The sequence below is a fragment of the Variovorax sp. CCNWLW225 genome (genome assembly GCF_037204045.1).
Lineage (GTDB): Bacteria > Pseudomonadota > Gammaproteobacteria > Burkholderiales > Burkholderiaceae_C > Variovorax.
The window spans coordinates 358,909-384,356 of the sequence record NZ_JBBCBV010000001.1 but is presented as its reverse complement, the minus strand read 5'-3'; the positions used below and the strand labels follow the sequence as shown (position 1 = coordinate 384,356).

Here is a 25,448-nt window from a genome sequence, read left to right as displayed (position 1 = left end):
CTTCCTTCAGTCGAGGCTCTTGCGCGTGACAGCGCGGGCAAGCAGCAGCAGCCCGACCGCATAGGCCACGAGGATTGCGCAGTTGCGCCAGATCAGCGGCCAGACGTCGCCCGCGAGAAACAGCGTCTTGATCAGGTCCATGAAGTAGGTGGCCGGCAGCACATGCCCGATGGCGCGCACCACCGCGGGCACATTGCGCAGGTCAAACAAAAAGCCCGACAGCATCATCGAAGGCATGAAGGTCGCGATCAGCGCTACCTGGCTTGCAAGAAACTGGTTGCGCGTGACGGACGAGATCACGAGGCCCAGGCTCACCGCCACGATCAGGTAGAGCATCGAGCTGAGCACCACCGCGAACAGCGAGCCGACCATGGGCACCGCGAACAGGAAGCGCGCGGCCAGCAGGCACAGCGCCAGGCCCAGCATGCCCACTGCAAAGTACGGAATGATCTTGGCCACCAGTATTTCCACCGGCCGCACCGGCGTGACGAACAGCGCCTCGAGCGTGCCGCGCTCCCATTCGCGCGCCATCACCAGGGCAGTGAGAAATGCGCCGACCAGCGTCATGATGAGCACGATGAGGCCAGGCACCAGGTACCAGGTGCTGGTGTTCGCGGTGTTGAACCACATGCGCTGCTCGACGGTTACGCGGCCGATGACGGGGGCGTCTGCGCCGGTGGTGCGCCCGCCGCGGTCGGCCTGCCGCACGGCCGTTTGCGCGAGAGCGCCGCTCACATAGGCCAGGATGATGGTCGCGCGCCCCGCGTCCGCGCCGTGCACGATGAGCTGCACGCGCGCGTTGCCCGCGGCCAGCGAGCGCGAAAAGTCGGCCGGCACGCGCACGATGCCGTCGATCTTGCGCTCGCGCATCAATGCCTCGGCGTCGTGCATGGAGCCGAGCAGCACGGGCGCGATGGTGGGCGAAAGCTGCAGGCCGGCAATGGCTTCATGCGCCGTGGGCGAGGCGTCCTCGAGCACCACGCCCACCGGTGCGTTCTTCACGTCGAGCGACATGCCGTAGCCGAAGATCAGGATCAGCACCATCGGCAGCAGGATGCCGATGGCCAGGTTGCTGCGGTCGCGCAGCAGTTGGCGAAACTCCTTGCGCGTGAGCGAAATCAGCCGGGTCCAGAAGCCGCTCATGCCGCCACCTTCTCGCTTTCCTTCTCGCCTTTTTTCTGGCGCTCTTGCCGACGCGCTTTCTCGACGATGCCGATGAACGCCTGTTCCATGTCGATGCGCTGTTCGCTTTGCTCGCCGTCCATCGCCTGCGCGCGCACCTCCAGCGGGGTGCCGATGGCCAGCACCTTGCCCGTGTCCTGGATCACGATGCGGTCGCAGTATTCCGCCTCTTCCATGAAGTGGGTCGTGATGACGACGGTGGTGCCGCCTTCGGCCAGGGCCGTGATGCGGCGCCAGAACTCGCGGCGCGCGAGCGGGTCGGCGCCGCTGGTGGGTTCGTCCAGAAAGAGAATCTCGGGTTCGTGCAGCAGGCCCGTTGCCATGGCAAGGCGCTGCTTGTAGCCGCCGGGCAGCTGTCCGCTGGGCGCGTCGAGTTCGCGCTCCAGGTCGAACTGGCGCAGCACGGTGTCCATGCGCGCCTGCAGCTTCTGTCCGCGCAGGCCGTAGGCGCCGCCGAAGAACGAAAGGTTCTCGCGGACGGTAAGGTTGCCGTAGAGCGCGAATTTCTGCGACACGTAGCCGATGCGCTGCCGGGCCTGCGCGCGCGCATGGCGCAGGTCGACACCGGCCACGCGCAGCTGGCCGCCGCTTGCGGGCAGCAGGCCGCAGAGCATGCGAAAGGTGGTGGTCTTGCCCGCGCCGTTGGGCCCGAGCAGACCGAAGATTTCGCCGCGCCGCACGGAGAAGCTGGTGCTTGCCACGGCCACGAAGTCGCCGAAGCGGCGCACCAGGTCTTTCACTTCGATGACCACTTCGCCGGGCTCGCCCGCGGCCGGAGCAAGGCTATCGGCCACCGCTGGCTGCGCTACTGCAGCGGGCGCCTGCTGCGTGCGCAGCAGCGTCATGAAGCCGTCTTCAAGCCGGGGCGGCACCGGCTCGGCACGGGCGCCGGCCAGCAGCGCCGCAAGCGCGGCGTCGCCGGTGCCGGACCGGCGGATGAAGCGCACCTCACCGCCGTGCGGCACGGCATCGACGATGTCTTGCTGCGCATCGAGCAGGCGGGCCTGCATCAGGCGCGGTGCCTCGCCCGGCGGCGGCGTGGCGACGAAGCACAGGCCTTCGGCGCGGTCGCGGATCTCGGCCGGCGTGCCTTCTGCGACGAGCTGGCCTTCGCGCAGCACGAACACATGGCTGCAGCGCTCGGCCTCGTCGAGGTACGCGGTGCTCACGATGACGGAAAGCTGCTCTTCATCGACCAGCTGCTGAACGATCTGCCAGAGCTCGCGCCGCGAGAGCGGATCGACGCCGACGGTGGGCTCGTCCAGCAGCAGCAGGTCGGGCGAGCGCACCAGCGTGCAGGCCAGGCCGAGCTTCTGCTTCATGCCGCCCGAGAGCTTGCCCGCGGGGCGGTCGGTAAAGCGGCCGAGGTCCGTCATTTCCATCAGCCGCGCATAGCGTTCGCGCCGCTGCGCGGACGGCACGCCGTGCAAGTCGGCGTAGAGGTCCAGGTTCTCCTGCACGCTCAGGTCTTCGTAGAGGCCGAAGCGCTGGGGCATGTAGCTGATGCGGTCCTGCACCGCTTGCGGGTCGGCGGATACATCGATGCCCAGCACGCGCAGTTCGCCTTCGTCGGCGCGCATCAGGCCGGCCATGAGCCGCAGCAGCGTCGTCTTGCCCGCGCCGTCGGGCCCGACCAGCGCGGTGAGCGTGCCGGCGGGGATTTCGAGCGATACGCCGTCGAGCGCGTGCACGGCTGTCTTCGACGCCTTGACCGTGAAGCGCTTGTGCAGCGAGCGTCCGCTGATGGCCGGCTCAGCGCGCAGCATTCAACGTCCCTCCGGGCATGCGGTCTTGCTCCTTCCCCTCCCCCCGGGGGAAGGTTGGGACGGCGGCAGGGCAGAGCGCCCGATGGACACGCCGCTTGCCCCCACCCCGGCCCTCCCCCGGAAGGGGAGGGAGCAATGCGCAACGCCGGTCGATGAGGCCCATCATCATGGCTTGCCGTTCGACGAAAGCTGCAGCCGCACGGTCGCCGGCATGCCGAGCCGCAGCCGGTCTTCCTTGTCGTCGACCATCACGCGTATTTCATACACAAGGCTGCTGCGCAGCTCTTCGGTCTGCACCGTCTTGGGCGTGAACTCGGCCACCGACGAGATGTAGCCCACCTTCCCCGCCACCGGCCGGTCGGGATGGCTGTCGGTGGTTACGCTGGCCTCCTGGCCGGGGCGCACGCGGCCGAGGTCGGGTTCGGCCACATAGGCCCGCACCCACTTGGGATCGGCGATGGCCAGCGTGAAGACGGGGCGCTGCGGCGAGGCCATGTCGCCGGGTTCGAGCAGGCGGGCGCGCACCACCGCATCGATGGGCGACTTGAGCTCGGCTTCGGCCAGCTGGTGGTTCATGAGCGCGAGGTCGGCGCGAGCCGATTCGAGCTGGGCCTGCGCTTGCGCGATGTCTTCCTTGCGCGGGCCGGCAATGGCGAGCTGCTGCGCCTTGCGCGCGTTGTCCAGTTGCGCCAGCGCCACCTTGCGGCGGGCCTGCGCGCTGTCGAGGTCCTGCTGGCTCACGGCGCGTCCGGCCGTGGTCTGGCCGATGGCCTGCAGCCGCGCGAGCTGCTGCTGCGCCAGGTCAGCATCGGCCTGCGCGGCGGCCACCTGGGCGCCGGCCTGCGCCAGTTCTTCGGGGCGGCTGCCGGTCTTCAGGCGCAGCAGCGCCTGCTCCTGCACGCCGATGCGCGCCTGCGACTGCGCCACGCGCAGCGCGAGCGAGCGGGTGTCGAGCTTGCCGAGCAACTGCCCGGCGCGCACACGGTCGCCTTCGCGCACCGCGAGTTCCGCCACGCGCTCGTTGGCGTTGAAGGCCAGCGAGACCTGGCGCACATCGACATTGCCATACAGCACGAGCGTGTCGGACGGCGGGGCCGAGCGATGGACGTACCACCAGCCGCCCGCCGCGGCAGCGAGCGCCACGAGGGCAACGGCGATGAGAGGTTTCTTGTTCATGAGCGGTTCCTGCCGGGTTCCAGACTTGGAGTGGCCGCATATTATCAAATTGAAATTTGAATTTGAAGTATTTTTTCAATTCGTTTAACCTAGGGCCATGGCTTCCCGCTCTTTAAGCACCCGTTCTCCCGCTCCACGCTCCACTGCCGCGCGCACCCCCCGCACCGACGGCAACGCCACCCGACTGCACATCCTCGAGACGGCAGGCCAGCTGTTCGCGGAACGCGGCTTCGCCGAAAGCACCAGCAAGGAAATCTGCACCCGCGCCGGCACCAACATGGCGGCGGTCAATTACCACTTCGGCAGCAGGGACGGCCTGTACGAGGCCGTGCTCATCGAGGCGCACCGCCAACTCGTGAGCATGGACGAGCTGGTCAGCCTGGCCAGCGTGCAGGCCGACCCCCGGCTCAAGCTGCGCACCTTTCTCACGCACCTGATGGAGATGGGCAGCCAGCCCAAGGCACCGTGGGGGTTTCGCGTGGTGCTGCGCGAGGCGCTGTCGCCTTCACCGGCGCTGCCGGTGATGGTGCGCCAGGCGGTGCTGCCCAAGGCCAAGCTGATCCGCGGGCTGATCGGCGGCATCATGGGCCTGCCCGACGAGCATCCCTCGGTGCAGCGGGCCATGCTCTTCGTGGTGCTGCCGTGCATCGTGATGACGGTGGCCCCCAAGGACCTGCGCAACGAGGTGCTGCCGGCCCTGAAGAACACCGAGGGCTTGGCGGACGACCTGATGCGCTATGTCTTCGCCGGTCTCGATGCCGTCGCGAAGGAGGCCAAGGCCGGGGCGCCCACCGCTGTTACAGCTGGAAAGCGACGGTAAGCAGCAGCCCTTCGGCCACGTCGCGCAAGAGGCCCGGTCGCCGCGCGCGATAGGGCTCGCCGGCCGAAGCCGTGGTTTCGATCCACTCGGCCAGCCAGTCGATTTCATGCAGGCCGTAGAACACCACGGCCGCCTCGTGGTTGAGCAGCAGGCTGCGCAGGTCGAGGTTGATCGATCCGCACATGGCCAGTTCGTTGTCGACCACCACCGCCTTTGCATGCGCCATGAAGGGCAGCATGCGAAAGCTCACGCCCGCGCGGGCCAGGTCGCGCATGGCGCGTGCGCGCACGAAGTCGGCCAGTCGGTGGTTCGACTGCGCGGGCATCGCGATGGTGACCTGCACGCCGCGCCGGGCGGCCAGCCGCAACGCATCGCGCAGGCCGTCGCCGGGAACGAAGTAGGGCGTGATGGCAAGCACGCGGTGCTCGGCCCGAAAGCAGGCATCGATCAGCAGCGCGTGGGCGGTGTCCTCGGTCTGGTCGGGGCCGCTCGGCAGGAACTGCGCCATGGCGCAGCCCGGGCCTTCCTGCACGTCGTCGGCCGTGATGGCGCGCGCCTTGCGGCCGCGCACCGAGCTCCAGTCATGGTCGAACTGCCGGGCCGCCGCCGCAGCCACGCTGCCGCGCAGGTCGAACGAAAGATCGTGCCAGGCCTGGGGGTATGTCTCGCTGCCAGTGAAGTATTCGCCCGCCAGGTTGCGCCCGCCCGACCACAGCCAGCTGTCGTCGGCAATGGTGAACTTGCGGTGGTTGCGCAGGTTGCGCGGCCCGATGCGGCGCAGGCTGAAGAAGGGGCGGAACACCGCGACCTCGCCGCCCGCCGAACGCAGCACTTCGAAGTGGCGGCGCGGCAGGGTCAGCGCGCCGAAGCCGTCGAGCAGCACGCGCACCTTGATGCCTTCGCGCGCGCGCCGCGCCAGCCGCTCGATGACGGCGCGGCCCATGGCGTCGTCGCCGATGATGAAGGTGCACACGTCGATGCGCTCGCGCGCGCCGTCGATCACCTGCCACAGCGCCTCGCGCGCGGCCTCGCCGTCGGCATGCAGGCGGATCGCGCAGCGCCCCGGCGGCGCTAGGCCGAAGCTCTCGATCAGGTCGGCCGCCCAGTGCCCAGGGGGCACCGAGCGCGGCGGCCGCGGCGAGCCCGCCGGGCGCAGCTTGCGCTGGCCGAACAGCAGGTAGGCCGGCAGGATCAGGTAGGGCATGAGCACCAGCCCCATGACCCAGGCAATGGCGGTGGTGGGCGCACGCTGTTCGCGGCGCGCGCGGGTGGTCAGTATGTAGACCAGCAGCGCGAAGGTGACGACAAGAAAATGCTGTGAGGGTGAGGGCAGCCAGTCGAAGCTCGTGTTCGGCATGCGGCAATGATGCCTGAGGACCGGGTGGCGCCGCCAGCGATCAGCCGGGCATCAAAAACGAGGCCACGTCGCGCCCCTCCGAGGCGAGAAAGCGCATCATCGGCTCGACCACCGTCCGCACCGCAGGCCGTTCGCCCATGCGGCTGCGCCAGGCCACGAGCCGCGGCGTGGCCTCGGTCATGCGGGCACCCTTGCGATCGGCAAAGATGCAGGCCATGTAGAAGGCGATGTCGGCAAAGGAATAGGGGCCGGCAAGGTACTCGCGCGTGGCCAGCAGGCCTTCCATCTCGCCGTAGAAGCGCGCGCAGGCGGCGCAGGCCGCAACGGCCGGGGCGCTTTGCATGTCGTGCTGCAGGCCGAAGAGCCTGATCACGTTGGGGAAGAAGACCTCGTCGGACTTCTGCTCCAGTTGCCGCGCGCGGGCCCGGTCGGCAATGCCCTGGGGCCACAGCGCGAGGTGCGCGGGGCCCGGGTAGCGGTCTTCGAGGTATTCGAAGATCTGGGTCGAGTCGAACAACTCGACCTGGTCGTCGATGAGCACCGGCACCTGCTGCTTGACGGGGTTCACGCGCAGCACCTCGGGATGCTTGGGCTCGTAGGCGTCGTCCTTGGTGAAGGGCACCATCACCAGTTCGAAGTCGATGCCTTTTTCGAGCGCGGCGATCTGCACCTTCGCGCCGAACATGCTGAGGGGGCCTGAGTAGATGGTCGTCATGTTGCCAATTTGACCAGAAGAGGCGCTCGGACCCCCGCCGAGGGGGCCGCGTTATTTCAGGTCGAGCCCCACACCTCTTGCGCCGTCTCGACCACCAGGCGCAGCTTGTTGCGTTGCGCTTCCACCGCAATGTTGTTGCCGTGCACCGTGCTCGAGAAGCCGCACTGCGGCGACAGCGCGAGCTGCTCGAGCGGCGCGTACTTGGCGGCCTCTTCGATGCGGCGCTTGAGCTCGTCCTTGTCTTCCATCTCGCCGAACTTGGTGGTCACGAGGCCCAGCACCACGGTCTTGCCCTTGGGCAGGTAGCGCAGCGGCTTGAAGTCGCCCGAACGCGCGTCGTCGTATTCCATGAAGTAGGCGTCCAGGTCCATCTCCTTCAGCAGCGCCTCGGCCACGGGCTCGTAGTTGCCCGCCGCGGCGTGCGTGCTCTTGAAGTTGCCGCGGCACAGGTGCATGGCCAGCAGCATGCCCGGCGGCTTCTGCGCCACCACCTTGTTGATGAAGGCGGCGTAGCGGTGCGGCAGCTCGTTCGGGTCGTCGCCGCGCTTGCGGGCCGCTTCGCGCATGTGCTCGTCGCACAGGTAGGCCAGGTTGGTGTCGTCCATCTGCACGTAGGTACAGCCGGCCGCGGCCAGCGAGCGCAGTTCGTCGCCATAGGCCTTGGCCACGTCGTCGTAGAACACCGGGTCGAGCTCTGGATACGCGTCCTTGCTGATGCCGGCGCGGCCGCCGCGGAAGTGCAGCATGGTGGGCGAGGGAATGGTCACCTTCGGCGTGCGGCCCGCGGACACCTGACTCTTGAGGTACTGGAAGTCGGCCAGCTGTATGTCCTTGACGTGGCGCACCTTGTCGATCACGCGCATTGCGGGCGGCGCCAGTTCCTCGGTGCCGTCGGGCTTGCGGATGGTGACCGGGATGTCGGTCTTCACGCCGCCGAGCTGGTCGAGAAAGTCGATGTGGAAGTACGTGCGGCGGAACTCGCCGTCGGTAATGCTCTTCAGGCCGATGTCTTCCTGGAACCGGACGATCTCGGTGATGGCCTTGTCTTCGACCTTGCGCAGCTGCTCGGGCGTGATCTCGCCCTTGGCGTTCTGCTCGCGCGCTTCGAGCAGGTATTTGGGACGCAGAAAACTGCCGACGTGGTCATAGCGGGCGGGCAGGGCGGCGTGCTGGGACATTGAATATCTCCGTCGTGGCTGTAAACGAATCGAGCATCGTATCGCCTTAGAAATTCGCTCGTCTGTATACATCGATCTCAGTAATTACCCTGAATTCAGCGATTTCCAGTGGCTTTTTTCTGATTTCTGTATACATTGAGTATTCATGAAGACGCCAAAGCCCACTTTCCCGCTGAACGCCTGGTATGCCGCCGCCTACGACGTCGAAGTGCGTCACGCGCTGCTGCCGCGCACCATCTGCAATGAAAAACTGGTGCTGTTCCGCCGCACCGACGGCCAGGTCGCCGCACTCGAAGATGCCTGCTGGCACCGGTTGATGCCGCTGTCGCTCGGCAAGCTCGAAGGCGACGAGGTGGTGTGCGGCTACCACGGCCTGGTCTACAACAGCCAGGGCCGCTGCACCCACATGCCCAGCCAGGAAACGCTCAATCCCTCGGCCTGCGTGCGCAGCTTTCCGGTGGTGGAGAAGCACCGCTTCGTCTGGATCTGGCCCGGCGATCCGGCCAAGGCCGACCCGGCGCTGGTGCCCGACATGCACTGGAACGACGACCCGGCCTGGGCCGGCGACGGCAAGATGATTCGCGTGGCCTGCGACTACCGCCTGGTGGTCGACAACCTCATGGACCTGACACACGAGACCTTCGTGCACGGCTCTTCCATCGGCAACCGCGAAGTGGCCGAGGCGCCCTTCGTTGCCACGCACGGCGACCGTTCGGCCACCGTCACGCGCTGGATGGAAAGCATCGACGCGCCGCCGTTCTGGGGCGGGCAGATTCGCCATGCGCGCGGCTACACCGGCAAGGTCGACCGCTGGCAGATCATCCGCTTCGAGGGGCCATGCACCGTGAACATCGACGTGGGCGTGGCCGAGGCGGGCAGCGGTGCGGTGCCGAAGGACGGCAACCCCGGCGACCGCAGCAAGGGCGTGAACGGCTATGTGCTGAACACCATCACGCCCGAGACGGACAAGACCTGCCTCTACTTCTGGGCCTTTGCGCGCAACTACTGCCTGGGAGAACAGCGCCTTACGCATGAGCTGCGCGAAGGCGTGGCCAGCATCTTCCGCGAGGACGAGATCGTGCTCGAGGCGCAGCAGAAGGCGATGGACGAGCGCCCGGACCACCAGTTCTACAACCTGAACATCGACGCCGGCTCAATGTGGGCGCGCCGCCTGATCGACCGCATGATCGAGAAGGAAAAGCCCGCGCGCGCTGCGATTCCGATCCGTCCTGTCGAGAAGCAGGCCGCATGAAGGTCGCAGCCGTATCACCCGTCGAGCCCGGCGACAGCGGCGGCTCGCAGGCCGTGAAGGCGCAGCTGCGGCTGCGCGAAATGATCCTGGCCGGCGAACTGCCCGGCGGCGCGCGCATTGCCGAAGTGGCCATCTCCGAGCAGCTCGGCGTCTCGCGCACGCCGGTGCGCAGTGCGCTCATGCGGCTGGAGCAGGAAGGCCTGCTCGAGGCGCTGCCCAATGGCGGCTACGCGGTGCGCACGTTTTCCGAACGCGACGTGGCCGACGCCATCGAATTGCGCGGCACGCTCGAAGGCCTGGTGGCGCGGCTCGCGGCCGAGCGCGGCGCGGCGCCCGTGGTGCTGCGCGAGGCGCGTGCCTGCCTGGCACGCATCGACGAACTGCTGCGCGAACCCGCGCTCGACGATGCGGCTTTTTCGCGCTACGTCACGCACAACGAAAAGTTCCATGCGCTGCTCTGCGAAATGGCGGCAAGCCCGGTCATTGCGCAGCAGCTCGAGCGCGTGATCAACCTGCCGTTCGCGTCACCTTCGGGCTTTGTCGTCGTGCAGGCCAATTCGCCCGCCGCGCGCGACATGCTCGTTATTGCGCAAGACCAGCACCTGCAGGTGCTCGACGCCATCGAGGCCGGCGAGGGCTCGCGCGCCGAGGCGCTGATGCGCGAGCACAGCCGCATTGCGCGCCGCAACCTGCGCGAGGCGCTGCACGGCACGCCTGGCGCCGAGCGGCGCGCACTGCCCGGCGTGCAATTGATTCGCCGGCGTGGCTGAGCAAACGTCCTTCCTGTTCTTTTTTTTCTGTTGGTGTTCCCGATGAAAAGCGATCTTCAATGGATGCAGGCGCAGGTCGTTGCGCTGCGCGACGTTACGCCCACGGTGCGTGAGTTCGAACTGCGGCCGGAGCCGGGCTTTGCCACCACCTACGAGCCCGGTTCGCACCTGCAGGTGCAGGTGATGACGACGCAGGGCAAGCTGCAGACACGCTCTTACTCGCTGGTGGGCGAAGGCGACGGCCAGTGCTGGCGCATTGCCGTGAAGCGGCTCGACGACGGCCGCGGCGGCTCGCTCGCAATGTGGCGCCTGGCCGTGGGCGACCGGTTGCAGGTGAGCGCGCCGCAGAACCACTTTTTGCTCGACACCAGCGCACCGGGCTACCTGCTGGTGGCCGGCGGCATCGGCATTACGCCGCTGGTGCTGATGGCCGAGCGCCTGGGCGAGCATGCGCGGCGCACCGGCGTGCCCGTGAAGATGCTCTATGGCGCGCGTCATGCCGGAGAGTTCGCTTATCTCGATCGGTTGCGCCAAGCGTTGGGCGACGGCGTTGCGGCACATGAGGGCGCATCGCCCATCGACTTTGCAGCGGCCATCGCCGCGTTGCCGCAATGCGGCCAGCTCTACACCTGCGGGCCGGTGCCCATGCTCGAAGCCGTCAAGCGCGCCTGGCAGGCTGCGGGCCGCGCCCCGGCGGACCTGCGCTTCGAAACCTTCGGCAGCAGCGGGCGCCTTGCGACGCAGGCTTTCACGGTGCGCATTCCGCGCCACGACCTGGCGATTACCGTGCCGGCCGATTGCACCTTGCTTGAGGCACTGGACGCCGCCGGCGTGGAAACGCTGTGGGATTGCAAGCGTGGTGAGTGCGGCTTGTGCGCCATGGACGTGCTTGCGGTCGACGGAGAGGTCGACCACCGCGACGTATTCCTGAGCGAGCACGAGAAGCAGGCGGCCACTCGCATCTGCGCCTGCGTGTCGCGTGCCGTGGGCACCCTCACGCTCGACTCTTCGTACCGGCCCGACAGCTGAAAACCCCCTGCGCGATCATCGCGCAGTTCATTTATTCATCGCGCAACAATGCCCCGGCTCGGGGGCGGAGTAGGTGATTGCCTGCTCCGCCGCATGTTGCAAAGTGTTGAAAAATGGCCCCTGGTTCGCATTCCGTCTCTCCAAGGAAAATCTCATGCAAAGACGACAACTCATCCAGACCGCAGGCCTCACGGCGCTCGCGCTTTCCATGTCGCTTGCCAGCGCGCAAGACAGCAACAAGTTCAAGATCGGCCTCATCCTGCCCATGACGGGCCAGCAGGCCTCCACCGGCCGGCAGATCGAAGCAGCGGCGCGGCTGTACATGGCGCAGAACGGCGACACGGTTGCGGGCAAGAAGATCGAGCTGATCGTCAAGGACGACGTGGCCACGCCGGACGTGACCAAGCGCCTGGCGCAGGAACTCATCGTGAACGACAAGGTGAACGTGATCGCCGGCTTCGGCGTCACGCCGGCCGCGCTGGCCGCAGCCCCGCTGGCCACCCAATCGAAGACGCCGCAGGTCGTGATGGCCGCGGCCACGTCGAGCATTACCGAAGCCTCGCCCTACGTCGTGCGCAGCAGCTTCACGTTGCCGCAGGTGTCGGTCGCCATGGGCGACTGGGCACCCAAGAACGGCGTGAAGTCGGTCGTGACGCTGGTGGCCGACTACGGCCCGGGCAACGACGCAGAAAAGTTCTTTACCGAGCGCTTCCAGCTCAATGGCGGCAAGGTGGTCGAGAAGCTGCGCGTGCCGCTGCGCAACCCCGACTTCGCTCCGTTCCTGCAGAAGGTGCGCGATCTCAAGCCCGATGCGCTGTTCGTCTTCGTGCCCTCGGGCGCGGGCGCGGCGGTGATGAAGCAGTTTCTCGAACGCGGCATGGACAAGGCCGGCATCCGCATGATTGCCACCGGAGACGTGACCGACGATGACCAGCTCAACGACATGGGCGACGGCGCGCTGGGCGTGGTCACATCGCACCACTATTCGGCCGCGCATCCTTCGCCCACCAACAAGAAGTTTGTCGAAGCGTTCCAGAAGGCCAACCCGAAGATGCGCCCCAACTTCATGGCCGTGGGCGGCTATGACGGCATGCGCGTGATCTACGAAGCGCTGAAGGCCACCAAGGGGCAGGGCGGGGGCGACGCACTGCTCGCAGCCATGAAGGGCCAGATCTTCGAGAGCCCGCGCGGTCCGGTCTACATCGATGCGCAGACGCGCGACATCGTGCAGGACGTGTACCTGCGCAAGGTCGAGAAGAAGGACGGGCAGCTCTATAACGTCGAGTTCGATGTGATCAAGGGTGTGAAGGATCCGGGCAAGGCGAAGTAATTGCCTTCAGGGCGCGCACCCGCCGACGGGGTACCTTGCTCCGCGAATGTCCCCCGGGGCTGCGCCCCTCCTCCTTTATTTCGCTGCGCAAGGCACCCCATCGACGGGTGCGTGATTCAGAGCGGTTGTCGATCAGGAGTACACCCAGAGCGTGCCCAAGTGCACAGGGCATCGGGTGCTCCGCGCAGCGAAATAAAGGAGGAGGCCGAAGGCCGGGGGACATTCGCGGAGGGGAGTACCCGGTGGCCTTTGCACAAGCCCTGAACAACAGCGCCCAGAAAGCCAGCCGCGCAAAAACGTGGCGGAAAAAATGACATGTTGACCATTCTTTTCGACGGTATCGCCTACGGCATGCTGCTCTTCGTACTCGCAGTAGGCTTGGCCGTGACGCTCGGGTTGATGAACTTCATCAACCTGGCCCACGGTGCATTCGCCATGGCCGGCGGGTACCTCACCGTGTTTGCAATGCAGAAACTCGGCGTGCCGTTCCTGGCCTGCCTGCCGCTTGCTTTCATTGTGGTGGCCCTGGCTGGCGCATTGCTCGAGCGTACGCTCTACCGGCCCATGTACGGCAAGCCGCACCTCGACCAGGTGCTGTTCTCCATCGGCCTTGCCTTCATGGCCGTGGCGGCCATCGACTACTTCGTCGGCTCGTCGCAGCAGAACATCCAGTTGCCCGAATGGCTGCGCGGCCGTACCGAAATCGGCGACGGCGCGCTGCTGCTTGGCATGGGGCACTACCGGCTCTTCATCATCGCCGTGTGCGCCGTGCTCACCGTGGTGCTTCAGCTCATTCTTTCGAAGACCCGCTTCGGCAGCCGCTTGCGCGCGGCCGTGGATGACCCGCGCGTGGCTTCGGGGCTGGGCATCAACGTCAACGTTGTGTTCCTGCTGACCTTTGCGGTCGGCTCAGGCCTTGCTGGGCTCGGCGGTGCACTCGGTGCGGAAATCCTCGGGCTCGATCCGACCTTTCCGCTCAAGTACATGATCTATTTCCTGATCGTGGTGTCGGTCGGCGGCACCTCGTCGATCACCGGGCCGCTCGCGGCTGCGCTGCTGCTCGGCATTGCCGACGTGGCGGGCAAGTATTTCATTCCCAAGATGGGCGCGTTCACCGTTTACCTGCTCATGATCCTGATATTGATGTGGCGGCCGCAGGGCTTGTTCACGCGCAAGGGAGGCCGCTGAATGAACGAGCCTTCAACCTACCAGTCGGCCCTGTTGCACAAGGCGCGCTGGCGCCCGCTCGAATTCGTGGTGTGGGCCGTGGCGTTTGCGCTGCCGTTTCTCATGCCTTCGCATTCGCTGCTGGTCAACGAGATTGCCATCGTCGCGCTGTTCGCGATGTCGCTCGACTTGATCCTCGGCTACACGGGCATCGTGTCGCTCGGCCATGCCGCCTTCTTCGGCTTTGGTGCGTATACGGCCGCGCTGTTCGCCAAGCTCGTGATGCCGGACCCGACCGTGGGCTTGTTGGTGGCCACCGTGCTGTCGGCCATGCTCGGTCTCGTGGCCAGTGTCACCATTTTGCGGGGCAGCGACCTCACGCGGTTGATGGTCACGCTCGGCACCGCGCTGCTGCTGCTCGAGCTTGCCAACAAGCTCGACTGGCTCACCGGCGGTGCCGACGGGCTGCAGGGCGTGGTGATGGGGCCCGTGCTCGGCCTGTTCGAGTTCGACCTGTACGGCCGCACGGCGGCCTGGTATTCGCTGGCCGTGATGCTTCTGCTGTTCCTGGTGATGCGCCGGATCGTGCATTCGCCCTTCGGCGCCACGCTGAAGGCAATTCGCGACAACCGGCTGCGTGCCATGGCCATCGGCATTCCGGTGGTGTCGCGGCTCGTGGTCATCTACACCGTGGCGGCCGGCATTGCCGGTGCCGCGGGCGCGCTGCTGGCGCAGACCACCGGCTTTGCCTCGCTCGACGTGCTGGCCTTCGACCGCTCGGCCGACGTGCTGCTGATGCTGGTGATTGGCGGCGTGGGCTGGCTCTATGGCGGCGTGGCGGGCGCCATCGTCTTCAAGCTGCTGCAGAACTGGCTCTCGGCCGTAACGCCGCAGTACTGGATGTTCTGGATCGGCCTGCTGCTGGTGCTGCTGGTGCTCGTGGGGCGCGACCGCGTGCTCAAGCCGTGGACGTGGCTGGGCGCCGGCAAGAAGAAGGGCGGTGCATCGTGAGCGAAACCGTACTTTCGACGCAAGGCCTGGTGATGCGCTTCGGCGGCATCACGGCCACCAACAACGTCACCATGGAACTCAAGCGTGGTGCGCGCCATGCGCTGATCGGCCCCAACGGCGCTGGCAAGACCACGCTCATCAACCTTTTGACCGGCGTGCTCGTGCCGACCGAGGGCCGCATCTCGCTGCTCGGCGAAGACATCACCACGCTGGCCCCGCACAAGCGCGTGGCGCGCGGGCTGGTGCGCACCTTCCAGATCAACCAGCTGTTCGATTCGATGACGCCGCTCGAAACGCTGGCGCTCGTGGTGTCGCAGCATCAGGGTGCCGGTGCGCAATGGTGGCGCCCGCTGGGCTCCACCAAGGCCGTGACCGAACGTGCTGCGCAACTGCTGGAGCAGTTTCACCTCGGCGACGTGGCCCGGCAGCAGACCAAGTTCATGGCCTACGGCAAGCGCCGCCTGCTGGAGATTGCGATTGCGCTGGCCTGCGAGCCGCGCGTGCTGCTCCTCGACGAGCCCGTGGCGGGCGTTCCCGCGGGCGAGCGCGAAGAGTTGCTTGAAACCGTCGCCGCATTGCCGGCCGATGTGTCGGTGCTGCTGATCGAGCACGACATGGACCTGGTGTTCAGCTTTGCCGACCGCATGACCGTGCTGGTCAACGGTACGTTGCTGACCGAGGGCGACCCCGAAACCATCGCCAACGATCCGAAGGTGAAAGAGGTCTATCTGGGCCACGGGGAGCACGCCCATGTCTGAGTTGCTGCGCATCGAGAACCTGAGCGCCGGCTACGGCGAGGCCGTGGTGCTGCACGACGTGGCCTTTTCACTGGGCGAAGGCCAGACCATGGCGCTGCTGGGGCGCAACGGCACGGGCAAGACCACGCTGATCAACACGCTGGCCGGCGCAACGCGGCAACACGGCGGCAGCATTTCGCTGGGCGGCCTCGCGCTGCACAAGCTCGCGCCGCATCAGCGCGCGGCAGCCGGCATCGGCTGGGTGCCGCAAGAGCGCAACATCTTCAAGTCGCTCACGGTGCATGAAAACCTCACCGCGGTGGAGCGCCCCGGAAAGTGGAACCCGCAGCGCGTCTACGAGATGTTCCCGCGCCTGGCCGAGCGCAAGACCAACCTGGGCACGCAGCTTTCGGGCGGCGAGCAGCAGATGCTCGCCGTAGGTCGCGCGCTGGTGCTCAACCCCCGGCTGCTGCTGCTCGACGAGCCGCTCGAAGGCCTCGCGCCCATCATCGTGGAAGAACTGTTGCGCGCCATCCGCCGCATCACGCAGGACGAAGGGCTGGCGGCCATCATCGTGGAACAGCACCCGCAGGCGATCCTCGCGATTTCCGACCACGCGGTGGTGCTCGACCACGGCACCATCGTGCACACCGACAGCGCGGCGGCATTGCGCAGCCAGCCGCAGGTGCTTGAAAGATTGCTGGGCGTGGCCCGGTAACTGTCCCGGCAAACAAAGGAGACACACAGCATGGCGATCCCGAAGACAGTGTTTTGCGGGGGCGCCGTGCTGGCGTCCGCCATCTTGCTGGCTGCTTGCAGCACCACCACAGGGCCGCAGAGCCTGTCGCTCGGCGGCAATCCTGCAGCATCTTGCGCGGCGCTCGTCGCCCCGGTGGCGCCCGCGGCCATCGGCCTGCCGAGCAGCGCGGCGACGATCGACTCGGCCACCCTCGTTCCCGCCGCCGCGCTTGCGGTGGCCGAGCGCGCGGGCACCCCGGCGGCGCGCATCACGCCGCCGACGCCCGCGCACTGCAAGGTGCTCGGCCGCATTGCGCCGCTCGATGCGGCGGCGCCGCCCATCCTGTTCCAGGTCAACCTGCCGCTTGCGTGGAACGGGCGCAGCGTGCAGTACGGCGGCGGTGGTTTCAACGGCGTGCTGATCACCGGCCTTGCGCTGGTGCCGGGCGCGCGCTTCGAGCAGCCCACGCCGCTCGCGCAAGGCTATGTGACCTACGGCACCGATTCCGGCCACCAGAATGTGCAGGGCCAGCCGCCGCAGGCCTTTGCGCTCAACGACGAGGCGCTGGTGAATTTTGCGCACGCCTCGTACAAGAAGGTGCGCGACGTGGCGGTGGCGCTGATGCAGCGCGCCTACGGACAGGCGCCGCAGAAGCTGTACTTCGTGGGCAGTTCCGAAGGCGGCCGCGAAGGGCTCACCATGGCGCAGCGCTACCCGCAGGATTTCGACGGCATCTTCAGCCGCGTGCCGGTCATCAACTGGACAGGACTGCAACACGCCGGCACGCGCAACGGCATCGCCACCATGGGCGAAGGATGGCTGCGGCCCGCGCAGGTGCAGCTGGTGCACAGCGCGGTGCTCGCGTCATGCGACGCCACCGACGGTGCTGCGGACGGCATTGTGTCGAACCCCGTGTCCTGCCTGCAGCGCTTCGATCCCGCCAGCCTGCGCTGCGCCGCCGGTACCAGCGGCGACAACTGCCTGAACGATGCGCAGGTGCAGGCGGTGCGCACGCTGCGCTCGCCATGGCGCTCACCCGTGCCGCTGGCGAATGGAGTGACCGAGTACCCGGGCTGGGGCATCGGCGGCGAAGGCACGCCGGCCTTTGCAGCCACGGGCGGCTGGAACGCGTGGTGGACTGGCACTGCCGCGCCCACGGTGCCGCCGCAACAGAGCAACGGCATTGCATGGTTCTACGGCAGCGGGGCGCTGCAGTATTTCTATGCGCGCAATCCGTCGCTCGACGTGCGCAACTACCGCGCGGAAGACTTCGCTGCGCGCATTGCCACGGTGTCGCAGCTGATGGATTCGACCAATCCCGATCTCGGCGCGTTCCAGGCTCGCGGCGGCAAGCTGCTGATGCTCGAGCACATGGCCGACTACGCCCAGAGCCCGTTCGCGGGCATTCGCTATTACGAATCGGTGGTGGCGCGCATAGGGCGCGACAACGTCGACCGCTTCATGCGCCTTTACACCGCGCCGGGCGTGGACCACGTGGGCGCCGGCGCGCCCGCCAATGTCGACATGCTCGGCGCGCTGGCCGACTGGGTCGAACGCGGCCGTGCGCCGGCCGGCCTGCAGTTGGCCGAGCAGGAAGTGCAGCCGCCGTTCAGGGTCGTGCGTGCGCGCCCGCTGTGCGAATGGCCGCTGTGGCCGCGCTACACGGGTGGCGACGCATCGCAGGCGGGCAGCTTTCAGTGCAGCAGGTAACAGCGCGAAGGCTGTGATGGCCTAGATTGCGCAGCTGCCGGGGCCGCACGATGCCTGGCCGGCCCCAGCCTTTGCCGCAGCGCCAAAAGGTGCTGCAAGCGTGGCCAGTTGAGCCTTCCACTCGTCGGCGCGGCCGAGCCACGGACCGATGTCGATGCGGCTCGCAGTGCCATCGGCGTGTGCCAGCACAAAGGTCGGAAAGCCCTGGCCACCTGCGCGCTGCAGCAGCTGCCGGCTCTCCGCGATATGCCGGGAGGTCGCCTCGCCGGACAGTCGTGCGAACGCCGATGCAAAGGCCTCGGCATCGAAGCCAAGCTCCGCGGCCACCGAGGTGAGCACGTCCAGGTCGGCAATGCGCCGGCCTTCGACATAGTGCGCGCGCTGCAGCCGGTGGATCATGTCGAGGCCGCCACCTGACCGCAGCGCCTCAGCCGCAAGCACTGCGGTAGTCGGCGGCTCCGAGTCCATGACCGCGCCGATGTCGCGCAGCAGCCCTTCGAAGTAGCCTTCGCCGAAGGGCTGGTCGGTGAGCTCGGCAATGCGCCGGTCGTGCGGCATCACGTAGTCGCGCCACTGCGCGGTGATGGGCCGCCGGTTGGCACCGGTCATCATGCCACCGCCGTGGAACTCGACCCTGAGGCCCGGCACGCTGCGCGCCGCGTCGACCAGCGGTGCGGCCGCGTAGCACCAGCCGCACATCGGATCGAAGATGTAGTGCAGCGTGGGGCTGTTGCTGTCGTTCACTGCGGCCATTTCATTTCTCCCTTGATCACCTTGGCGCTCAGTTCGAGCGACGAAGCGTGCTGCAGCTTGGGGTAGCGCTTCTTCATGGCGGCGACCAGCGCGGCCGAGTCCGTGGCCTTGGCGGCCTCGGTTTCGAAGGCCTGCAGGTAGCTGCGCGTGAACTTCACCGAAGCCACCGAGTAGGGCATCGATCCATCGGCATTGGGTTCGAAGTGACCGGGCACCACGATCTTGGGGCGCAGCGCTTCGATGCGGCCGAGCGTCTTGATCCAGTCGCGCCGCGATTCGGGCGTTTGCGTGTCGGCCACCCACAGGTGGATGTTGGCCGACACGGGCACGCCGCCGACCACGGCCTTGATGGAGGGAATCCACGCGAAGGTGCGCGCAGGCGTCGGGCCGTCGAGGCCCACTACCTGGATCTTGCGGCCTTCGAGTTCGATGCTGTCGCCGGCGAGCGGCTCCGGCACGACCAGCGCCTTGGGTGCGTTCTCCTTCAGGATGGGGCCCCAGTGCGCGAGCTTGCCGTCCTTCGATGCCTGGATGGCGGCCACGGTCTGCGGCGTGGCGACGATCTTCGCGTCGGGGAAGGCGGCCTGGATCACGTCGAGGCCGAAGTAGTAGTCGGGGTCGCTGTGGCTGATGTAGACCGTGGTCAGCTTCTTGCCGGTGGCCTTGATCTTCTGCACCAGCGCCTCGGCATCGTTGCGCTGGAACTGCGCGTCGATCAGCACCGCATCGGCCTGGCCGGTCACCAGTTCGGAAGACACCGGGAACATCGACTTGGCTCCGGGGTTGTACACGTCGAGCTTCAGCGGCCCGGCCGCATGGGCTGCGAGCGAGGCGAGGGACAGCGTGGCGGAAAGGGCGGCAGCGGAGAGAAGGCTTCTGCGGAACATCTCGGGTCTTTCGGTTGAATAGGCTTGATGGGTGACAACGTGACAGGCCCGATGGTAGGTTTCTATAAAAGAAACAAAAATCCCGATTCGACCAACGAATAGTTTCTGTTTTCGGTCGAATTGCATTCCGGGCGGTCAGTCCGTGGCGCACTTTTCGAGATGCGCCACCAGCAACTGCGCCGCCAGCGACAGTGTCTCTTCGCCGCGAAAGCAGATGGCGAAGCGGCGGCGCGCCCAGGCGTCGGTGAGTGGCATGAGCCTGAGTCCATAGGCGTCGGCAAAGGGCTGCGCCACTTCCGCGGGCACCACGCTGATCGCCAACCCCGCGCGCACCACGCGCAGCGCGGCGTCGAAGTTGCTCACCAGTACGCGATAGGCCAGCGGCTTGCCGGCGACGGCGGCTTCGCGCGCGAGCATCAATTGCACGGCGCTCAGCGCCGGCATGCCGACGAACTCGTGCTCGAGCACATCCTCGAAGCGCACCTTGCCGCGGCGTGCCGCCGGGTGCGACGGGTGTGCGACCACGGCGAGGTGGTCGGTGCGGTAGCTGCGCCGCTGCAGGCCTTCGAGGTCGGCGGCGTCCCAGCACAGGCCAATCGATGCGCTGCCCTCGCGAATGCCGCGCACGATCTCGGGGCTCACGCGCTCTTCCATGTCGACCCGGATGTCGCGGTGCGCCGGGTCCTGCAGAAAGTTGGCCACGTCTTCGGCCAGCGATTCGGCCATGACCGAGGCCGACGCGAGGATGCGCACATGCCCCCGCGCTCCGCTTGCATATGCAGCCATGTCGCGCTCGATGCGCTGCGCGCTGCCGAGCATCGCGCGCGCATGCTCCAGCAAGGTTTCGCCGGCCGGCGTAGGCACCACGCCGCGGCGCTTGCGCAGCAGCAGCGGCGTGCCCACAGCGTCTTCGAGCTGCGCGAGCCGCTTGCTGATGGCCGAGCCGACGATGCTGGCTTGCTCCCCGGCGCGCGCGATGCTGCGGGTTTCGCACACGGAAACGAAGAGGCGGAGGGTGGTCAGGTCGAGGTCTCTCATGTGGTTGCCGGGTCTTGAGATGTGGTATTCCATTTTGGAACGAATTGGCTTCCAAAATCTATTTTCTGATTCGAATGGGAACTCCTAACATCGGCGCCAGACCACGAAGGAGACACCTTTGAACGATGTATCGGTAGCAGCACCCGCCGCTCACGCCTTTTTGCCGCCCAGCGCGGTCGTCCGCGAAGTGGGCCTCCGCGACGGCCTGCAGAGCATCGCGAGAACGCTGCCCACCGCGCAGAAGCTCGGGTGGATTCGCGACGCGCATGCCGCCGGGCAGCGCGAGATCGAAGTCGGCTCCTTCGTGCCCGCCCGCCTGCTGCCGCAACTGGCGGACACGGCCGAACTGCTGGCCTACGCGAAGACGCTGCCGGGGCTTTTCACTTCGGTGCTGGTGCCCAACCTGCGGGGCGCGGAACTCGCCATTGCGGGTGAGGCCGACCTGATGATGGTGCCGCTGTCGGCCAGCCATGCGCACAGCTTGGCCAACCTGCGCAAGACGCCCGACGAAGTGGTGGCCGAGGTCGCCCGCATCCGCGCCGCGCGCGATGCCGCGGGCTCCAAAACGATGATCGAGGGCGGCGTGGGCACCGCCTTCGGCTGCACCATCCAGGGCCACGTAGATACGGAAGAGGTGCTGCGCCTGATGCAGGCGCTGCTCGATGCGGGGGCTGACCGGGTGGGCCTGGCGGACACCGTCGGCTATGCCGATCCCGCCATGGTCCGCAGCCTGTTCGAGCGCGCACGGCGCATCGCGGGCGACCGCCTCTGGTGCGGCCACTTCCACGACACGCGCGGCCTCGGTCTTGCCAACGTGTATGCCGCGCTGGAAGTCGGCATCTCGCGCTTCGACGCCTGCCTGGCCGGCATCGGCGGCTGCCCGCATGCGCCGGGCGCGAGCGGCAACGTCGACACCGAAGACCTCGTCTTCATGCTCGAGAGCATGGGCGTGCGCACCGGTGTCGATCTGCCGAAGCTGCTCGAACTGCGCCAGCGCGTGGCGGGTTGGCTGGAAGGCGAGACGCTGCAGGGCACCGTGTGGCGCGCCGGCTTTCCGAAGACCTTTGCGGCGGGCGCCGGAGTCGCGGCATGAACGACACCACGACGAAGCCCGAGGAAAAGCGCCTGCCGCTCACGGGCATCCGCGTGGTCGAGTTCACGCACATGGTCATGGGCCCGACCTGCGGCATGGTGCTGGCCGACCTGGGCGCGGAGGTCATCAAGGTCGAACCCATCGAAGGCGACCGCACTCGGCAGCTGCTGGGCGCTGGCGCTGGCTTTTTCCCGATGTTCAACCGCAACAAGAAGAGCATTGCGCTCGACCTCCGCCACCCGCAAGGGCTCGAGGCGGCGCTGCGCCTGTGCGCCACCGCCGACGTGGTGGCGCAGAACTTCAGGCCCGGCACCATGGACAAGTACGGGCTCGGCTATGCCGCGCTCGGCAAGCTCAACCCGCGGCTGGTGTATGTGAACCACACCGGTTTTCTGCCCGGACCCTACGAGCACCGCACCGCGCTCGACGAGGTGGTGCAGATGATGGGCGGCCTCGCCTACATGACGGGCCGGCCCGGTGACCCGCTGCGCGCGGGCACCAGCGTAAACGACATCATGGGCGGCATGTTCGGCGCAATCGGCGCGATGGCCGCGTTGATGCAGCGCATACAGACCGGCAAGGGCCAGGAGGTGCAGTCCGCGCTGTTCGAGAACAACGTGTTCCTGGTCGGCCAGCACATGCTGCAGTACGCCATCACCGGCCAGGCCGCGGCGCCGATGCCCGAGCGCATCTCGGCCTGGGCGCTGTACGACGTGTTCACCGTGAAAGACGGCGAGCAGATTTTTCTGGCCGCGGTGAGCGACGCGCAATGGCGGGTGTTCTGCGATGCGCTCGGCTTCGACGACCTGAAGGCCGACCCCGCCTTGCGCACCAACAACGATCGGGTTCGCGTGCGGCCCGCCTTGCTCGCAGACTTGCGCGGCCGGCTGGCCGACCGCTCGGCCGCCGAACTGTCGGCGATCTTCGAGGCGCGCGGCCTGCCGTTTGCGCCCATCGTGCGGCCTGAAGACCTCTACGACGATCCGCACCTGAAGGCCACCGGCGGTCTTGCCGACATCCGCCTTCCCGACGGCGAGCGCGCAGGAGAAACCGCGCAGACCACGCTGTTCCCGATCACGCTGGGCGGCGAGCGACTGGGCGTGCGGCTCGATCCGCCGATGCTCGGCGAACACACGCGTGAGCTGTTGGCCGAACTCGGCTATGCCGAGGCGCAGGTGGCGGCCATGCAGGCCGAATTGGCCATCGCCTGAGCGCGATTTTTCTTCGAAAACCATAAAGAGAGACAAGACCATGCACACGATGCTTCCCCCGATGACCCGCCGCGCCGTACTGGGTTTTGGCGCTGCCGCCGCCGCACTGGCTGCGTGCCCCGCGCTCGCGCAGGGCTCCGACAAACCCATTCGCTTCATCCTGCCGATCAGTGCCGGTTCGGGCGTGGACGCCATCGCGCGCGCGGCATCGGTTGCGCTCGGCAAGGCCTTCGGCCAGCCGGTGGTGATCGAGAACCTTCCCGGCGCGGGCGGCATCACCGGCACTTCTGTGGTGGTCAAGGCCGCGCCCGACGGGCTCACGCTCGGCATGGTGTCGAACAACCACGTCATCAACCCGGCCGTGTACAAGAAGATGCCCTTCGACGCCATCGCGGACGTGACGCCGATCAGCATCGTGGGCGCGACGCCACTGGTGCTGGTGGTCAACCCGAAGCTCCCCGCCAAGAATGTGAAGGAACTGGTGGCACTGCTGCGCGCCAAGCCCGACACCTACAACTACGCTTCGTCGGGCAACGGCACCATCATCCACCTGGCCGGCGAGATGTTCATGGAAGAGGCCGGCGTGAAGGCGCGGCACATTCCCTACAAGGGCACCGGCCCCATGGTCACCGACATGATCGCGGGCCAGGTCGAGATGGGCGTGGTGGCATTGCCCGCGGTGCAGCCGCACCTCAAGAGCGGTGCGCTGCGGGCCATAGGCCTGTGCAGCGCGCAGCGCTCGCCGGCGGCGTCCGATATCCAGACGATTGCGGAGCAGGGCTTGGCCAACTACGCGGTCGAGGGCTGGTTCGCGGTGATCGGCCCGCCGAAGATGCAAGCCGCCGACATCCAGCGCGCGCACGCCGCGGTGGCTGCGGCTTTCACGAGCGAAGAGGTGCGGGACGCCATGGACAAGCAGGGCAACGTCATCAAGCCCACATCGCCCGAGCAGGCCGCGAGCTACTTCCGTAGCGAGGCAGCGCGCTATGCGGCGCTGGTGAAGAAGGCGAACGTGGTGCTCGAATAGCGGCAGCGCCCGCCGCAACCGCTCAGGCCGGGCTCGTGAGCTTGAGCCCGAGAATGCCCGCGACGATCAGGCCGACGCAGATCAGCCGCGCCGCGTTGGCGGGCTCATGGAACAGCACGATGCCCAAAATGACCGTGCCCACCGCGCCGATGCCGGTCCACACCGCATAGGCCGTGCCCACGGGCAGCGAGCGCATGGCCCAGCCCAGCAGCACCACGCTCAGCACCATCGAAATGGCGGTGCCGATGGAGGGCCACAGCCTGGTAAATCCTTCGGTGTACTTGAGACCGATGGCCCAGCCCATTTCGAGCAGACCCGCCACCAACAACACGACCCACGCCATGTGCGCTCCTTGAAAAGGTTTCAGTTCTCGGGCCGCACGGCGCGGTAGAGCGCGCGCACGAAATCCGACTGCGTGATCATGCCGGTGAGCCGCCTTTCATGGTCGATGATGGGGATATGGTGGTGGCCGCCCTCGGAGAACAGCGGCACCAGGTCGACCACCGGGCGGTCGGCGCTGGCGACGCGCACCTGGCGCGTCATGATCTGGCCGACCACTTCCGGCTTGTTCGACACCACGGTACGCGTGGCGCGTATCAGGTCGCGCAGGCGTCCCGCAATGCCTTCGTGGTGCTCGAGGTCGAGCATGCGAAAGAAGTCGGCCTGCGTGACGATGCCCACCACGCGGCGCGTGCGGTCGATGACGGGCAGCGCCTTGATGCGGCGCTGGTTCATCAGCGTCCAGGCCTCTTGCAGCGGCGTGCCGAACTCCACCGACACCGGCTCGCGCGACATGATGTCGGCGCAGTGCAGCGTGCCGAGGCGCCGCTTGTACGACTCGAGCTCGGTCTGCTGGATGAGCGATTCGAGGTCGTCGCGGCTGATGTCCAGCACCTGGTTGTAGCGGGCCAGCACCGCGTCGATGTCGGCCTGGCTGAAGCGGGCGTCGGCCGAGGGCGGCCGCGCCACCTGCACGTGCGGATAGCGCCTGCCGGTGAAGCTGTTGTAGGCCACGCCGGCCAGCACCAGCAGCAGCGAGTTCACGAGGGTGGGGAACAGCGCCGCCGAAAAGTCGGTGGTGTGCGTCAGCACCGCGAGCAGCGCGGCGGCACCGCCCGGAGGATGCAGGCTGCGCGTCGCAAACATCAGCCCGATGGCCGCGCCGACAGCCAGCGCCGCGGCCCAGGCCGCATCCGGCACCCAGCGCACGCAGGCAATGCCCACCAGCGTGGACAGCGTGTTGCCCACGATCACCGACCAGGGCTGCGCCAGCGGGCTCGCGGGCACCGCGAACACCAGCACCGCGCTCGCGCCCATCGGCGCAATCAGCCAGATGCTGATGCCCGCCGCCTCGGCCATCCAGCGGCACAGCAGCGCGGTGATGAGCAGGCCGATTGCCGCGCCGCCCACGGCGCGCATGCGCTCGCGCACGTCGACGGTGTTGCGGCCCGGCAGCCAGGCGCGCGCATGCGTCAGCAAAGCGGAAAGCTGCGGCATGGC

At 67.3% G+C, this 25,448-nt stretch carries 23 protein-coding genes and 1 pseudogene; 13 read left to right on the top strand and 11 right to left on the bottom strand.

Annotated elements, in window-relative coordinates; all coding sequences use genetic code 11:
* Window positions 1-6: 6 nt before the first annotated feature.
* The 3 genes from V9L20_RS01950 to V9L20_RS01940 form a co-directional block, all read right to left on the bottom strand.
* Window positions 7-1,143: an ABC transporter permease gene (locus V9L20_RS01950; RefSeq protein ID WP_258505196.1), complete on the bottom strand. Its 1,137-nt coding sequence runs from the start codon at window positions 1,141-1,143 to the stop codon at window positions 7-9.
* Window positions 1,140-2,948 carry an ATP-binding cassette domain-containing protein gene (locus tag V9L20_RS01945; protein WP_337295277.1) on the bottom strand — a complete coding sequence of 603 codons (1,809 nt, stop codon included), beginning with the start codon at window positions 2,946-2,948 and terminating at the stop codon, window positions 1,140-1,142. The genes V9L20_RS01950 and V9L20_RS01945 overlap by 4 nt, the downstream gene beginning before the upstream one ends.
* A 165-nt stretch (window positions 2,949-3,113) precedes the next feature.
* A complete protein-coding gene (locus V9L20_RS01940; RefSeq protein WP_337295276.1) occupies window positions 3,114-4,124 on the bottom strand; it encodes an HlyD family efflux transporter periplasmic adaptor subunit in 1,011 nt (336 codons plus the stop codon).
* 97 nt (window positions 4,125-4,221) lie between these two features.
* Here V9L20_RS01940 and V9L20_RS01935 point away from each other — a divergent pair, with 97 nt between their 5' ends.
* Complete coding sequence (locus tag V9L20_RS01935) at window positions 4,222-4,944, top strand: TetR/AcrR family transcriptional regulator (RefSeq protein WP_337295275.1); 723 nt, start codon at window positions 4,222-4,224, stop codon at window positions 4,942-4,944.
* On the opposite strand, the gene V9L20_RS01930 is transcribed toward V9L20_RS01935, so the two are convergent.
* From V9L20_RS01930 to V9L20_RS01920, 3 genes are read right to left on the bottom strand one after another with little or no spacing between them, the layout of a single operon-like run.
* Window positions 4,922-6,301 carry a phospholipase D-like domain-containing protein gene (locus tag V9L20_RS01930; RefSeq protein WP_337295274.1) on the bottom strand — a complete coding sequence of 460 codons (1,380 nt, stop codon included), beginning with the start codon at window positions 6,299-6,301 and terminating at the stop codon, window positions 4,922-4,924. The two genes, V9L20_RS01935 and V9L20_RS01930, sit on opposite strands and share 23 nt — an antisense overlap.
* A 40-nt stretch (window positions 6,302-6,341) precedes the next feature.
* Window positions 6,342-7,016: a glutathione S-transferase family protein gene (locus V9L20_RS01925; protein WP_337295273.1), complete on the bottom strand. Its 675-nt coding sequence runs from the start codon at window positions 7,014-7,016 to the stop codon at window positions 6,342-6,344.
* Between the two features lie 56 nt (window positions 7,017-7,072).
* Entirely contained in the window at window positions 7,073-8,194 is a 1,122-nt protein-coding gene (locus V9L20_RS01920; protein WP_337295272.1) for a 5-methyltetrahydropteroyltriglutamate--homocysteine S-methyltransferase, read from the bottom strand.
* Between the two features lie 145 nt (window positions 8,195-8,339).
* Between V9L20_RS01920 and V9L20_RS01915 the strand changes: the two genes are divergently transcribed.
* The 9 genes from V9L20_RS01915 to V9L20_RS01875 all read left to right on the top strand — a co-directional run bounded on the left by V9L20_RS01915 (window position 8,340) and on the right by V9L20_RS01875 (window position 17,939).
* On the top strand, window positions 8,340-9,446 hold the full coding sequence (locus V9L20_RS01915; protein ID WP_337295271.1) for an aromatic ring-hydroxylating dioxygenase subunit alpha: 1,107 nt from the start codon (window positions 8,340-8,342) through the stop codon (window positions 9,444-9,446).
* Complete coding sequence (locus tag V9L20_RS01910; protein ID WP_337295270.1) at window positions 9,443-10,216, top strand: GntR family transcriptional regulator; 774 nt, start codon at window positions 9,443-9,445, stop codon at window positions 10,214-10,216. Before V9L20_RS01915 ends, V9L20_RS01910 begins: the two co-directional genes overlap by 4 nt.
* 42 nt (window positions 10,217-10,258) lie before the next feature.
* Window positions 10,259-11,245 carry a PDR/VanB family oxidoreductase gene (locus V9L20_RS01905; RefSeq protein ID WP_337295269.1) on the top strand — a complete coding sequence of 329 codons (987 nt, stop codon included), beginning with the start codon at window positions 10,259-10,261 and terminating at the stop codon, window positions 11,243-11,245.
* 154 nt (window positions 11,246-11,399) lie between these two features.
* Entirely contained in the window at window positions 11,400-12,575 is a 1,176-nt protein-coding gene (locus tag V9L20_RS01900) for an ABC transporter substrate-binding protein (protein WP_337295268.1), read from the top strand.
* 315 nt (window positions 12,576-12,890) lie between these two features.
* Complete coding sequence (locus V9L20_RS01895; RefSeq protein WP_258505215.1) at window positions 12,891-13,763, top strand: branched-chain amino acid ABC transporter permease; 873 nt, start codon at window positions 12,891-12,893, stop codon at window positions 13,761-13,763.
* A complete protein-coding gene (locus V9L20_RS01890; RefSeq protein ID WP_337295267.1) occupies window positions 13,764-14,753 on the top strand; it encodes a branched-chain amino acid ABC transporter permease in 990 nt (329 codons plus the stop codon).
* Complete coding sequence (locus V9L20_RS01885; RefSeq protein WP_337295266.1) at window positions 14,750-15,511, top strand: ABC transporter ATP-binding protein; 762 nt, start codon at window positions 14,750-14,752, stop codon at window positions 15,509-15,511. Before V9L20_RS01890 ends, V9L20_RS01885 begins: the two co-directional genes overlap by 4 nt.
* Entirely contained in the window at window positions 15,504-16,208 is a 705-nt protein-coding gene (locus V9L20_RS01880; protein ID WP_337295265.1) for an ABC transporter ATP-binding protein, read from the top strand. The genes V9L20_RS01885 and V9L20_RS01880 overlap by 8 nt, the downstream gene beginning before the upstream one ends.
* A gap of 30 nt (window positions 16,209-16,238) precedes the next feature.
* On the top strand, window positions 16,239-17,939 hold the full coding sequence (locus V9L20_RS01875) for a tannase/feruloyl esterase family alpha/beta hydrolase (protein WP_337295264.1): 1,701 nt from the start codon (window positions 16,239-16,241) through the stop codon (window positions 17,937-17,939).
* A gap of 21 nt (window positions 17,940-17,960) precedes the next feature.
* Here V9L20_RS01875 and V9L20_RS01870 read toward each other — a convergent pair whose 3' ends face one another.
* The 3 genes and pseudogenes from V9L20_RS01870 to V9L20_RS01860 form a co-directional block, all read right to left on the bottom strand.
* Window positions 17,961-18,692 (bottom strand): DsbA family protein, encoded by a 732-nt coding sequence (locus V9L20_RS01870; protein WP_258505220.1) that lies wholly within the window; start codon window positions 18,690-18,692, stop codon window positions 17,961-17,963.
* Window positions 18,686-19,579 (bottom strand): annotated as a pseudogene (locus tag V9L20_RS01865) (MBL fold metallo-hydrolase); the annotation flags it as partial. The gene V9L20_RS01870 and the pseudogene V9L20_RS01865, both read right to left, overlap by 7 nt.
* Window positions 19,580-19,714: 135 nt before the next feature.
* The gene (locus tag V9L20_RS01860) at window positions 19,715-20,617 is read right to left on the bottom strand and encodes a LysR family transcriptional regulator (RefSeq protein ID WP_337295263.1); all 903 of its coding nucleotides are present in this window, start codon (window positions 20,615-20,617) and stop codon (window positions 19,715-19,717) included.
* Window positions 20,618-20,735: 118 nt separating this feature from the next.
* Here V9L20_RS01860 and V9L20_RS01855 point away from each other — a divergent pair, with 118 nt between their 5' ends.
* From V9L20_RS01855 to V9L20_RS01845, 3 genes are read left to right on the top strand one after another with little or no spacing between them, the layout of a single operon-like run.
* The gene (locus V9L20_RS01855) at window positions 20,736-21,710 is read left to right on the top strand and encodes a hydroxymethylglutaryl-CoA lyase (protein ID WP_337295262.1); all 975 of its coding nucleotides are present in this window, start codon (window positions 20,736-20,738) and stop codon (window positions 21,708-21,710) included.
* Window positions 21,707-22,921, top strand: coding sequence for a CaiB/BaiF CoA transferase family protein (locus tag V9L20_RS01850; protein WP_337295261.1), 1,215 nt, complete (start codon window positions 21,707-21,709; stop codon window positions 22,919-22,921). The genes V9L20_RS01855 and V9L20_RS01850 overlap by 4 nt, the downstream gene beginning before the upstream one ends.
* Before the next feature lie 40 nt (window positions 22,922-22,961).
* Window positions 22,962-23,948 (top strand): tripartite tricarboxylate transporter substrate binding protein, encoded by a 987-nt coding sequence (locus tag V9L20_RS01845; protein WP_337295260.1) that lies wholly within the window; start codon window positions 22,962-22,964, stop codon window positions 23,946-23,948.
* Between the two features lie 22 nt (window positions 23,949-23,970).
* On the opposite strand, the gene sugE is transcribed toward V9L20_RS01845, so the two are convergent.
* Both sugE and V9L20_RS01835 read right to left on the bottom strand, forming a co-directional pair.
* Entirely contained in the window at window positions 23,971-24,291 is a 321-nt protein-coding gene (sugE, locus tag V9L20_RS01840; RefSeq protein WP_337295259.1) for a quaternary ammonium compound efflux SMR transporter SugE, read from the bottom strand.
* Window positions 24,292-24,311: 20 nt separating this feature from the next.
* Window positions 24,312-25,445: an HPP family protein gene (locus V9L20_RS01835; protein ID WP_337295258.1), complete on the bottom strand. Its 1,134-nt coding sequence runs from the start codon at window positions 25,443-25,445 to the stop codon at window positions 24,312-24,314.
* Window positions 25,446-25,448 lie beyond the last annotated feature (3 nt).